Here is a 13,955-nt window from a genome sequence, read left to right as displayed (position 1 = left end):
TGGTGCTCAGGCGGCCGGCATCGAGGTCGAGGCGGCCGGCGAGCACGCGCAGGATCGTGCTCGTTTCGTCGTGACCGCTCATCGAGACCGACCGGGCCAGGTGGCGGCGATCTCCGAGAATCCGGCCGATCATGCGCGAACAGGAGGCGCGCGGCCCCATCTCGAGGAAGATGCGCGCGCCGTCCGCGTAGGCGGCCTCGATGCCGGCCGGAAAGTTGATCGTGCCGATCGCCTGGGCGAGGATCGAGTCGGCCGAGACGTTCTTCTCGGGGGTGAACCTGCGGCCCCAACCGCTGCTGTAGAACGAGACGCCATCCGGCGGCGTGCAGTCATACACGTGCAGGCTGCGATAGATGTCGCCGACCGGCTTTGCCGCAGGCGAATGGACCGAGGAGACGCCTTCGATGGGGAAAAATGCGCAGCCGAGGCTCTTGACGAACGCCTCGAGGGCCTGCCGGTTGCCGCCGACCACGCACTCGCCGGGCGTGTTGACGATCAGGATGTACACCTGCGGGTGGTCGGCGATGCGGGCTTCGACGTCGGCGACCGGCCTGTCGACCAGCCCGAGCACCCAGTCGACCTCGCGCGGGTCGTCGTCGCTCCAGCCCCAGGAGGCGCGGACCGCCTCGCAGCGGCCGATGAGGTCCTTCGTGAACAGGGTCAGTCGGCGCATTCGCTCGACCATTTCGTCACGGTCGCGCCAGGTGCGTGTGGCGAAGTTGCCGGCCGTCTCGCCGAGGCTGTAGCCGATCACGGCGCGCGGCTCGACGCCGAACTGCCGCACGACGTCGCTGACGAGCGCGCAGTATGAGACGTGGCCGAAGACGAGCGAGTTGTGGTCCGCCAGTAGCGCCGCATCGGCTTCCCGCTCCCAGCCATCCGGCCACGCCAGGCGCCAGGGCGCGACGAGCCGCGTCGCGAACTGCGTCTTCAGACGCAGGTTCTCCCGGTCGAGCGCGCGCAGCAAGTGCGGCCAGGCCGCGCCCGTGTCGAGGCCCATGCCGAGGTAGTGGTTGCCCGAGCCGGGAAAGACGAACGCGACGTGCCCTTCCCGTGCGAGCGGACTGGCTCCGTAGAACACGCGGTCGCCGACGACGGGGCCGCCCGAAAGGGACCGCTTCGGATCGAGCCGGAGATGTTCGCGAAGCGCCCCGGTTTTCTGCAGCAGGTCATCAATCGACCCAGATACAATAGATGAAAAAATATTATTATCGGAGTCCTTCGGCCTCGACGCCGCAAGCCACGCTCGGGCGATCTCAGACACCGGAACGGCGGAAGACGTTTTTCCCGCGGTGCGCGCCAGCGTCTCGAGTTTCGCGATCTCCGCCGCCATCGCCTCCGGGGCGCCGGCGGAAAGGGGAAAAACCGCTTCGGAAAGCGTTCCGAGCGGGAATCGCCGTTCGGCATTCATCGCCGAGACCACGGAGGGATGAACGTTCTCGGCGGGTTCCGCGGCTTCGAGGACGACGTGGGCGACGGTGCCATCGCTCGAGAAACTGTTGACGCCGGCATACCGGGGGCCGTCCTCGCGGTTGTGCTGCCAGAACTGCGCCCGGTGTGGCGTAAAGAAGTGATCCGATGCGGGGGCCAGCTCGGCGCAGGGCACGTTGAGCCCCGGCATGGCGGGGAGCATCGAATGATACAGGCAGAGCGCCGCCCGGGCGACCGAGGCTAGTCCGGCCGCGCAGCCCGTATGGCCGATGACCGCTTTCAAGCCGGCGAGCGCGCAGCGCGGGCCGGCCGCGTCGAACGCCGCCGGTTGGGACGCGGCGGGAGGACGGAAAAATTCCGCCAGGACGGCCGCTTCGAGCTGATCTTCGGCAGGATTGCCGCACGCGTTCACCTCGAGGAGGCTGATGGCAGACGGGGAGACACCTGCGTCGCCGTAGGCCCGCTCGAGTGCCTGACGGGCGGCTTTGCCGTCGGGCCGGCCGGTCGAAAAGTCGGGATCCGTCGAAGACGCCGTGCCGAACCCCCGGACGATGGCGTAAACACGGTCGCCGTCGCGACGGGCATCCGAAAGCCGCTTGAGGACGAGCGCGACGGCGCCCTCGCCGGGCATTGGACCGTCGGACGACGCATCGAACGGCACCGACGCGCCGTTCTTTCCGTAGGGCCTGTGGCGGTCGACGGCCCAGAGGTGGCGGAGATCGCCGGCGAGATCGACCGCGCCTGCTATAGCTAGATCTATATCGCCGCGCTGAAGGGCGCGACGACCGGCCTCGAGCGCGCGAAGGCCGGAGTTTTCCTCGCTCGAGAAGGTGTGCGACGGGCCGCCGACGTGAAACTCCCGGGCGACCCGGCTCGCGACGATTCCGCCGAGGGCGCCGACCGTTCGCTCGGCGTTCAGCGCCGGGGAGGCGGCGTCGCGGATCTCTTCCAGACGGTCGGCGTCGGGCCGCGCGGCCCAGTCCTGCGCGTCGGGTTCGAGACGCCACCGTAACGCGAAATTCGTACTGTTGTAATCGAGGCCGATGCCCGTGAACACCCCCCACCGCACGGGCTCGGTTTTCGAACCGAGGGCGTCGGCGAGGGCGCCATCGACGGTTTCGAGCATGACGAGCTGCTGCGGCAGGATCTCGGGAAGCTCCTTCGGCGAGATGCGAAAACGGCCCATCCCGATCCTTCGGTCGTTGAGGTAGGCGCCGTTCTTCCAGCGTGCATCGCCGCTTTCGAACGGGTGCCTGCCCGCCGGTCGGGGCCGGGCGGCCGGTTTCCCGGCGAACGCCGCCTCCTGGAACGCCCGCTTCCCTTCGAGGGGGCCGAAATGCGCGTCGATGCCGACGATGGCGACCGGTTCGGGACCGATGAACGAAGATTCGATAGCCGAAGGTGTATATGCGTCTGGAATCCACTCCTCGACGAGGACGTGGGCGTCGATTCCGCCGAACCCGAACGCGCTGACGGCAGCGCGGCGCGGTTTCCCGGGAGCGCGCCGGTCCCACGCCCGCGCGGCGGTTTCGACCCTGAACGGGCTTCGCTCCATGCCCCATTCAGGTGTCGACCTGGTGAAACCGGCGGTCGGCGGCAACTGCCCGTGACGGAGTGCAAGCAGCACCTTCATCATGCCGGCCGCGCCCGCTCCGGTCAGCAGGTGGCCGACGTTCGACTTGACCGATCCGATGACGCACCGGCCGGTCGGGCCGCTCAGGCCCTGCCAGAGAGCTTCGAGACTCTTGAACTCGACCCGGTCGCCCGTCGGCGTGCCGGTGCCGTGGCACTCGATCAGATCGACCTCGTCCGGCTGCCAGCCGGCTTCGAGATAGGCCGCGCGCATCGCCCGCAGCTGGCCTTCCGTATCGGGGGCCACGAGACTGCCGCCGATGTCGTTCGCAAGGCCGATGCCCCGGATGACGCCGTGGATCTGGTCGCCCTGCGCGATGGCGTCGTCGAGCCGCTTGAGGACGAAGAGACCGGCGCCCTCGCCGACGACGAGCCCGTCCGCCGACGCGTCGAACGGGCGGCAGATGCCGCTCGGTGATACGGCCCGCAGCTGGCTGAACCCCATTTGGGTGAACTGGCAGGACGGGCGCGAAACGCCGCCGGTCAGCACCGCGTCGGCGCGGCCGGAGCGAAGCTCCTCGCACGCCAGCTTGATCGCGTACAGTGAGGAGGCGCATGCGGCGTCGAGGGTGACCGCCCCGCCGCCCAGCCCAAGCGCCCGGGCGAGCAAACCGGCCGGGAGACCGGCGGCATGCCGGTTCAGCGAACTCAGACCCGCCTCGATCGCCGCCTCGGGAAGACCGGCGAACCCGGCTTTGCTGCCGCTCGCGGCGGCTTCGAGTCCCCGGCCGTAGATGCGGCTCGTCAGTTCGCTCGCCGTGTCGGTCGGAAGAACGATGTTGGCGATGATGACGGGAACCCGCGCCGGATCGATCCATTCGCTTTTCGCCGACCGCCAGGCGGCTGCGCCGGCGGCGAGGGTGAGCGCGAACAGCGGGTCGAGCCGTTCGAGGTCCTGACGGGAAACGGGGAGTCCCGGAATCTCGAGCGGAATGGCATCCGCATCGAGGAGACAGGCCCGTGTGGAAGGCGTCCGGTCCGGCTTTCCGTAGACGGGATCGTGATACGCTGCAGCCGGCTTTGGCCAGCGCGCGTCGGGGATTTCGCGGACGGCGCTTTTCCCCGAGCGTATCAGTTCCCAGAACTGGTCGAGATCGCGGCTTCCGGGAAAGATGCCGCCGACGCCGACGACGGCGACAGCCATGCTGCTGGAACCGGACCGGTCCTGATCAGGCATGGACCGCACCTTCCAGGACCCTGCGTCTGAACGCGTCCTCGAGCGTCGGAATGACGGCGCATTCGTAGCCGTCCATGCGGGCGACGAGCCTGCCGTCACCGGCGATGAACTCGATCGACGCCTTCGCCAGCAGAGTGCCCGACATCACGGCCGAGGCGACGATGCGAACGCCGTCGGTCGGGAAGGCCGAACGATACTGACGGTATCCTCCCGCGAAATTCGGCAGCGACGGGGCTCCCGCGACGCGGCGCGTCCAGAGGATCATCAATTGATACGCCGAGTCCAGGACGAGCGGGTCGGTCAGCCATGCGGGCCGGGGCGGCGAACTGATCCACTGCTCGGGCGGCGGGGCGGATGCGGCGCGGCAGGCGATGCCGTTCGGCGACCAGCCCTCGACCTCCGTGATTCCTTCGAGCATGCGGCCGTGAAATAATTCAGTTCGATATATATCGCTGACGCCGATCGGATACCTGGCGGACAGATCCGGCGCCAGCGACACATCCGGAGCGGCGGGGAGCTTCTCGGCGAGGACGATCTCGGCGCGCGCGTGGACGATTTCCTTGCCGTGACTTCCCGAGCGCAGCTCCGCCGAGACTTTGGGATATTCCTCCAGACCGCGGACCTTCGTGACATGCACCCGGAGCGTCTGGGGGGCCGCACCATGCAGGACGAACCCCTTCAGGACCCGCAGGTCGTCGAAGCCGTGGAACAGGAAGCCGGGGTTTTCGTGCAGGGCGCCGTGCGCGAGCCACTCGGTGATGACGGCCATCGGAAGGACCGGCTCGCCGTTGAGAATGTGGGACGTCAGGAACCTGTCCTTGTCAAGGGAGACGACCCGCTCGAACGCGGGGATGAACTTTTTCCGGAGAGCCGCAGGCGCATCGGTCGAGGTCGGGGTCGACGGCGTACCGGCCAGGTCGGCCGTTGCGGGCTTCGATTCGGTCGGTGCGATCGTCGCGGCGGCGGCTGGCGCCACCGCGTTCAGACGTTTGCCGCTCTGCGTCGTCGCGAACCGGACCTCGACTGTCGACTGCGTCACGGCCGGAACCACGCCGGCGGAAGGTGCGGGTGAAACCGCCACCGCAGTCGTCTGGCGAAGCGAATGGGCCTGGGGGGTCGCCTCCGGAAGGCCGGCCCTGCCGATGATCACGACCTCGATCTGGTTCTCGGCGCCGTTCGACAGCTCGGCCACGAGATGCTTCGCGCCCGCCTCGAGCGGAATCAGGCCGACGCCCTCCTCGAGGAACAGCTTGCGCAGGCCGTCGTTCACCATGCCGCCGTCCCAGGGCCCCCAGTTGATCGAGACGGTGCGGCACTCGGGATGGAGCTGCGACCACTGCTGGGCGATCTTGTTCAGAGCTTCGTTCGCCATCGCGTAATCGACCTGGCCGACGCGGCCGTACCGACCGGTGACGGACGAGAACAGAACGAGCCCCTTCAACTGCTCGCCGGAAAGACCGGTCAGCACGTTGCGCAGTCCCACGACCTTCGTGTCGAACACGTCGTCGAACTGGTCGCGGGTTTTTTCGGCGATCCTGCGGTCGCGCAGAACGCCCGCGCCGTGAACCAGGCCTGTGATCCGCCCTGCCGTGCGCTGAATCTCCGCGATGCACAGAGCTACGGCGTCAGGCTTGCGGATATCGACGGAGCGGTAGATATACCGTGCGCCCGCCGCTTTGATGGCGTTCAGGGTATGCATGATCTCACGGTTGGCGATGACGTGCTGATACTGCTTTTCGAGTTCTTTCGGCGTCAGCTTGCGGCCTTCGGCATGCATCATGAGCGCGCGCTTGATGTCCGAATCGGCGGTGATGCCGGTCAGCCAGGCTGGTTCCGCCTGCGGTTCGGGGCTTCTCCCCAACAGAACCATCGTCGGCCGGCCTGCTTTCGCGATTTCGACAGCGACGGAGGCGGTCACGCCTCGAGCTCCGCCCGTGACGACGACGATGTCATCCGCCTTCCAGACAGGCTGTGCGTCGGACTTCAGGTTGATCGTTTCGTCCGTTTCGACGAGAACATACCTGGCCTCGCTCGTTATGCCCGACTCGATCGGGCCGCGCACGAACAGTTCGTCGACGAGCAGTTTCGCCGTCGCCTCATCGGCAGGAAGGGCCTTGTCGAGATCGACGGCCTTCGCCGCGACCCCGGTCCACTCGCGGGCCGCCGTTTTCACGAGACCGGCGAGAGCGCCCTGGATCGGATCGACATGGGCGTCGGGATTGATCAGACCGAACGCTCCGTCCATGCGGGAAACGGTCGCGAACAGCGCGTCGCCCTTCCCGGCCATCGTCTGCAGCGACGTTCCTGCCGCCTGGGCGAGGAAGAAGGCGCGCTTGGCGAAGACCTCGGACGCTTCCGGCCATTGCCCGTTTTCCGGCATGTGCGGAAGGGGAGCGGTGATGATGAGCCCGGACACGTTCGTTGTGGTCGCCGGATTCAACGGGACATCGGAAGGGATGACTTCCGGTTTCACCCCTCGGGCCGCCAACTGGACGGCGATGAGTCTCGTGAGCGGGGTGCCGTCGTCCGTGATCAGAACGGTGCTGCCGGGAGCAAGGCGAACCGGCTGCCTGGTCGCGTCCGGAGCCTGCGCGACCGCCTCGACGACGGTGCGATGCAGCACCTCGGAAGCGGCGACGAGGGAAGCGGCGGCAACGGACGTCGCTTCGGCGGAGCGCGCGGTTTCCTGAACGGCGGTCTGTGACGGAACGGCCGGTTCTGATGCGGGTGAACCTCCGATGAACTCGATGATCTGGCGCAGGGAGCGGAGTTTCCCGAGCTGGTCGGGCTGGACGACGGGCGCGTCGGGCAGCTTTTCCTGGACGCCGGACATGATCTCGACGCGCTTGATCGAGTCGATGCCGAGGTCGGACTCCATGTCCATGTCGAGGTTCAGCATCTCGGCCGGATATCCGGTCTTCTCGCTCACGGTTTGAAGAATAACTTCAACAATAGTATTTGCCGAGGCGGCGGCCGGCGTGGTCGCTCGGGCCGGCGCCGCGACGGATGCCGCCGGCGCGGCGCCGGCAGGCTGAGCGCCGATGAACTCGATGATCTGGCGCAGGGAACGGAGTTTCCCGAGCTGATCGGGCTGGACGACGGGCGCGTCGGGCAGCTTTTCCTGGACGCCGGACATGATCTCGACGCGCTTGATCGAGTCGATGCCGAGGTCGGACTCCATGTCCATGTCGAGGTTCAGCATCTCGGCCGGATATCCGGTCTTCTCGCTCACGATTTGAAGAATAACTTGAACAATAGTATTTGCCGAGGCGGTCGGCGTGGTCGCTCGGGCTGGTGCCGCGACGAATGCCGCCGGAGCAAACCCGGCAGGCTGAGCGCCGATGAACTCGATGATCTGACGCAGCGTCCGGAGTTTCCCGAGCTGGTCGGGCTGGATGACCGGCGCGGCGGGCAGCTTTTCCTGGACGCCGGACATGATCTCGACGCGCTTGATCGAGTCGATGCCGAGGTCGGACTCCATGTCCATGTCGAGGTTCAGCATCTCGGCCGGGTAGCCGGTCTTCTCGCTCACGATCTGCAGAATGACGGGAACTGCATCGTCCGCCGGTGCCGCCTTCGGCGCGGTGGCCGCAGCCTGTGTTACAGCCGAAGAGCCGCCCGCGGGCTGGACGCCGATGAACTCGATGATCTGGCGCAGGGTGCGGAGCTTGCCGAGCTGGTCGGGCTGGATGACCGGGGCGCCCGGCAGCTTCTCCTGGACGCCGGACATGATCTCGACGCGCTTGATCGAGTCGATGCCGAGGTCGGACTCCATGTCCATGTCGAGGTTCAGCATCTCGGCCGGGTAGCCGGTCTTCTCGCTCACGATCTGCAGAATGACGGGAACTGCATCGTCCGCCGGTGCCGCCTTCGGCGCGGTGGCCGCAGCCTGTGTTACAGCCGAAGAGCCGCCCGCGGGCTGGACGCCGATGAACTCGATGATCTGGCGCAGGGTGCGGAGCTTGCCGAGCTGGTCGGGCTGGATGACCGGGGCGCCCGGCAGCTTCTCCTGGACGCCGGACATGATCTCAACGCGCTTGATCGAGTCGATGCCGAGGTCCGACTCCATGTCCATGTCGAGGTTGAGCATTTCGGCCGGATAGCCGGTCTTCTCGCTCACGATCTGCAATATAACATTCGATATATCGCCGGATGGGCGAGACTGGGCTTTCGTGGGGGCGGGATGCTGAGAGGTCGCAGCGGCGCGGGACGCAGCCGCCGGCTGGGCTCCGATGAACTCGATGATCTGGCGCAGGGTGCGGAGCTTGCCAAGCTGGTCGGGCTGGATGACCGGGGCGCCCGGCAGCTTCTCCTGGACGCCGGACATGATCTCGACGCGCTTGATCGAGTCGATGCCCAGATCCGATTCCATATCCATATCGATATTGAGCATCTCGGCCGGGTAACCGGTCTTCTCGCTCACGATCTGAAGGAGAGAAGATGCAATATCAGCGGAGGGCGCTGCGCCGCGGGGCGCCGGGGCCGGAACCGCTGTCTTGCTCGGAGCTGAAACGCCGGGCGCCGCGTCGGGCGTGGGCAGGCTCACGGCTGCGGGCGCGGGCTGATGGGCTGGAGCGGGACTGGGCGTCGTCGCAACGAAGACCGGAGGAGCGGATACCGGGGCCGTCATCGACGGCGGCACCTTGGCGGCCATGCCCCCGGCCTGCATTTCGAGAAGCCGCTGAAGCGTTTTCTGCGCCTGTTCCTGGCCTTCGAGGAACTTCCGGTGAAGTTCTGCCGTTTGTATCTGCAGTTGCTGCAAGGCGGCGATCGTGTCGCGCGCGGCGCCGGGTACGGCGACGGTCGTGCGCGGTGTCGCCTGTTCGAACGCGGCACGGGCCGGCGTCTGGGGCGACGGTATCTGAGGGGCAGGCATGGCGGCCGGCGCCTGGACGGGGGTGGAATTCGCCTCCACGGGGTTGGGGCGGGCCGGCTGGGGGGACGCGACAGGGGCGGCAACCGGCCTTGCCGGGAACTGCTTCTTCACGCGGGGCGGCCGGGGAGTCCGATAGTTCGCTCCGCACAGCTGAACGGCCATGAGGGGCTTCTTCGCGGAGGCGGCTTGGGCGAGGGTCTCCTCGCCGTTTTCCCAGAGGGTCAGCCGAACCGGATAACCGAGGGCGGCGCATATCGCGATGGTGCGGGCCAGGTCGACGCTGCCGGGCCGCTTGCCCGCGCTTGCGTCGAGACCGATCGAGGTGAACGGACGATCGCCGAGAATCGACTTGACGAGGCCGCTCATCTTCGCTCCGGGGCCGACTTCGACGAACGTGCGGATTCCTGCTGCATACATGGCTTCGACGCCGGCGATGAATCTGACCGGATTCGCGAGCTGGTTTCCGAGCAGGTCGGTGATCGCCGCAACATCGGCGGGGTAAGGCGTGCCCGTCGTGTTCGCGTAAACCGGAATCGACGGCGCTTTGAGTGAGGCCCCGGCAACCGCTGCCCTGAACGGGACGGCGGCGTCCGCCACGAACGTGCTGTGGAAGGCACCGGCGACCTGGAGCACGGTCGCCCGGACCTTGCGGGCCTTGAAGATCTCGGCGGCGCGCCGGATCTCGTCCGTCGAGCCGCTCAGAACCATCTGGGTCGGAGCGTTTTCGTTGGCGATGATCAGGCTGAGCTTCTCCCCGGCGATCACCTCCGCCGCATCGGCGGCCGAGAGCGAGACGGCGATCATGCCGCCGCGGTCGCCCGCGCCGGCCGCCATCAGTTCGCCGCGCGTGCGGGCCAGCCGGAACAGGGTCTCCTCGTCATACGTGCCGGCGGCGCACAGGGCCGTCAGTTCGCCGAACGAGTGGCCGATCAGGCCTGCCGGCTTGAGGCCGAACTTCTCGAGGGCCCGGAACGAGCCGATCGAGACGGCGCCGATTGCAGGCTGGGCGACGCGCGTGTCGCGCAGCGCGTCTTCCTGAGCTTTTTTCGCATCCTCGTCGTAGGCGGCGGGCGGGTAGACCAGCTCGCCGAGACGTTTCCCGCCGGTTAGCTCGCCGAGCGTCACATCGGCCTTCGCGACCGCGCCGAACGTTTCGGGAACCAGGCAGCACAGGTCGCGGCCCATATCGACATACTGGGCACCCTGGCCCGGAAACACGACGCCGAGGGGGGCAACGCTGGTTCCCGTCTCATACCATGCGCCGTCAGGCAGCGCAAACCGTTCGGGAAGCGGTGTAGCGGAAAGTTTCGCGTCGGCGGCTGCGGCGAGGGCCGCTATATCGGTCTTCTCCGCTTCGACGACGAACACGAGCCTGCATGCATGGGCGGCCTGAAAATCGCGCCGTGACTGCGCAGCGAGTTTCCGCAGCTCGGCGGAATCCAGCGGCGCCTTGAAGGGGGCAAGGGCGGTTCTGACGGCCGCGGGCGTGCCGCCTGACAACGCGACGATCTCGGCGCGGCCGTCCCAGTCGATCTCGCGTTTCGTCTGGTCGTATTCCTCGAGTACGACGTGGTAGTTGCTGCCGCCGAACCCGAGCGCGCTGATCGCCGCCCGGCGCGGATAATCCGGCGCGGCGAACCAGGGCCGTTTCTCGAGAAGCAGATAGAACGGGCATTTTGCATCTTTGAAAATCGCTGCCGGCTCTTTGACTTTGATCGTGGGCGGAAGAGTCTTGTGATACAAAGCCATCGCGGCCTTGATGAGGCCGGCCGACCCGGCGGCAGCCTTGGTGTGCCCGATCATCGACTTGACCGAGCCGACCCCGCACCGAGGGCGGCCGTCGACGGCGTCGCCGTACACCCGCCTGAGAGCCTTCAGTTCCACCTCATCGCCGACCTTGGTACCGGTGCCGTGGGCCTCGACGAGGCCGACCGTCTCGGGGCCGAAGCCCGCATTCTCGTAAGCGCGCCGCAGAGCCTTCTCTTGGCCGGCGTCGCTCGGCGCGTAGATCGATTTGCCGCGCCCGTCGCTCGACGTGCCGACGCCCCGGATGAGGGCGTAGATCTTGTCGCCGTCGGCTTTCGCTTTGTCGAGACGCTTGAGAATCACCATGCCGACGCCCTCGCCGAGAGTCGTGCCGTCGGCGTCGGTGCTGAACGGCTTCGCGTCGCCCGACGGCGAGAGCGCCGGGGTTTTGCTGAAGCACATATACATGAAGATATCGTTGAACATGTCGACGCCGCCCGTGATCACCATGTCGGCGGCCCCGGAGTGCAGCTCCATCGCGGCCATGTGAACGGCGCCGAGGGAGCTTCCGCATGCGGCATCGACGATGCAGTTCGTGCCGCCGAGATTCAGGCGGTTTGCGATGCGCCCGGCCGCAACGTTCCCGAGCAGGCCCGGGAACGAGTTTTCCTGCCACGGAACGTACGCCTCGCCGATGTTCGCCATGACTTCATTGGCGATCTCGTCGTCGACACCGGCGTCTTTGAGCGCCTTGCGCCAGACCGGGTGCCCAAGCCTGGCACCGAGAGGAATGACGAGCTGAAGCGTGCCGGTGAGGCCCAGCACGACGCTGACCCGGTTGCGGTCGAACTCCCGATTCGGGCCGTATCCCGCGTCGATCATCGCGCCCTGAGCCACCACGAGGCCCATCAGCTGCGATGCGTCGGTTGCCTCGAGAGCAGCCGGGGAAACGCCGAACTCGACCGGATCGAACGTAATCGTGGGAACGAAGCCGCCCCGCTTCGAATACGTGCTGTCGGGCTTCTTCGGATCCTTGTCGTAGTAGTCTTCCGGCCGCCAGTGGGTGGCGGGAATGTCGGTGATGGCATCCACCTTGTTGCGGATGTTCGCCCAATACTCGCGCAGAGACTGCGCCTTGGGGAACAGACAACTCATACCAATGATGGCCAGAGGTTCGTGCATCGGTTCGTTGCGTTTCATGACCTGCGATCGTCCTGTTCAGCGGATTCACACCGGTGGCTTGAATACCGGCGCGGGAATCGAAAAACACCGTCGTGCGCGGATCGCGACGGATGATCCTTCGCAAACCTGCTCCAGAAAAGGAATGAATGCACGACATCGCGGTCGGAGCCCCTCCCGCGACCGTGGAATTCTATCACGCCTCCGCCTCTTTGACGAGGGAAAATCTCACGCGAAACTTGTTACGCCACGAAGGCACGACGCCGTACGCAAAGGTGTAAAGGCGCAACGTTTTCCCTGGCGCATCGAGATGCTTTCCGCCCCAGATGGCCTGTGGGGCTGGGAATGACGAACGCGTGAGTCAATCAGACCACTGGACGCGGTCGATGGTGAAACCGTAATCGGTGGAGGTGTCGTTCGAGGTGAAAACCAGGCGGGCGGTGCCGGTCGGGATCACGTCCGTCCAGAAGTCGGTGCGATAATCGTTGAAAAACTGCAGTTCGCGGCCCGCGCCGTCCTCGATCATGAGCGTGTCGCTGTAATGCTCGATGCCGAGCCGCGCGACATGCAGTCGCATCTTCTTCGCGCCCGGGATTCCGATATCCCAGGTGAGCGAAACGTTGTTCTTGTAGGGGTGCGTCGTCTCGATGAGGCGCGTTTCCTCGTGCCAACGGCTGAAATCTTCGACGGAAAGACGCTTTCCCGGCTTTCCAGCCAGGGCGTTGGCAAGGTTCAACCGCAGGCCTCCCCGAACCCAGAGCCCGAGACCGGCGATCTGATCGGCGCTGTCGAGAAGCCGCGCCTTGACGTCCCGCCAGGAGAACTGGGGGTTCATGGCCCAGACCCAGCATGCCGCGCCAGCAACCAACGGGCAGGCCTGCGAGGTTCCCGAAAACGACCGGTACGTGCTCTTCGGCATGAGGGAAAAAATGGCTTCGCCCGGTGCCGCGATCTCGACCATCGAACCGTAATTGCTGAACGTCGAGAAATCGCGGTTGTTCGTGGCCCCCACGACAAGCTGGTTCTCGACCCCGAAACACGATGGGTAGTCCCGGTCGTCCTCGAGATCCATGTTCTTGCGAGAATTGCCGGATGCGCAGACGAACAGGGCGCCCTTCGACAGGCAGTGGCGCACCGCATCGTGCATGGCCTGCGTATACGACGGCGTGCCGTAGCTGTTGGAAAGGACCTTCGCGCCGTTGTTCGCGGCGTATCTGATCGCCTCGGCGAATTTCTCAGACGACAAGTAGTTGCCCAGCCCGAACACCTTCACCAGCATGACCTTGAGGCCGGGATACGCCCCCGCGATGCCTGTTCCGTTGTCTGAACGGGCGACGAGCAGTCCGCCGACGTGCGTGCCGTGATATTGATCCTCCTGTACGTCGGGGGAGTTTCTCATGAAGTTCCAGCCGTGAACGTCGTCGATATACCCATTCCCGTCGTCATCAACGCCGTTCGATGCCTTGTCACGACCCTCGGCATCGGTGCCTGACTCGCCGGGGTTGGTCCAGAGGCAGGAAGGATCGATATCTTCGTGGGTCAGGTCGAGCCCCGAATCGATGATCGCAAGAACGATCTCCTGTTTCGGCTTGTACTGCTTCCAGGCTTCGAATGCTCTCAGATCGCACCCGGGAAACCCAGTTCGCCCCTTGTCGTCAGCCTGACCGACATTCTCGAGCCAATACTGTTTCGGGAGGAACGGGTCATCCGGCCTGTCCGGCCGCGCCGACCTCACCGCCGCATCCCGGCTGGTGACGGACTCTCCCCAGTCGACCGGCTCGAACGGCAGCGGCGGCACCGGCTCGCCTACAGCAAAAGCCGACGGCCCGGTCCAGAATGCCAGTCCAAGGAGCAGTCCGACAGGAGTGTACGAACAACGCGACCACAGGAAGGCCCAAGTCCTCTTGGGAGGAC

General features: G+C 66.1%; 3 protein-coding genes. All 3 read right to left on the bottom strand.

The genetic code is table 11. The features are described 5' to 3' along the window. Nucleotides 1-4,240 (bottom strand): beta-ketoacyl synthase N-terminal-like domain-containing protein (locus PLU72_19840; protein ID HOT30435.1); only part of this gene is annotated, 4,240 nt, incomplete at its 3' end. Then, complete coding sequence (locus PLU72_19835) at nt 4,233-12,062, bottom strand: SDR family NAD(P)-dependent oxidoreductase (GenBank protein HOT30434.1); 7,830 nt, start codon at nt 12,060-12,062, stop codon at nt 4,233-4,235. The genes PLU72_19835 and PLU72_19840, both read right to left, overlap by 8 nt. Nucleotides 12,063-12,402: 340 nt before the next feature. Then, nucleotides 12,403-13,955: S8 family peptidase (locus PLU72_19830; protein ID HOT30433.1), on the bottom strand; the 1,553-nt coding region annotated here is incomplete at its 5' end.

The sequence above is a fragment of the Candidatus Ozemobacteraceae bacterium genome (assembly GCA_035373905.1).
In the GTDB taxonomy this organism is placed as follows: domain Bacteria; phylum Muiribacteriota; class Ozemobacteria; order Ozemobacterales; family Ozemobacteraceae; genus MWAR01.
The sequence above is the reverse complement of the archived record's forward strand: the minus strand, read 5'-3'. Positions and strand labels throughout refer to the sequence as shown.

Bases quoted from the DNA above. Each gene is read 5' to 3' on its own strand.
- PLU72_19835 (HOT30434.1), bottom strand. From the start codon at position 12,062: ATGAAACGCAACGAACCGATGCACGAACCTCTGGCCATCATTGGTATG.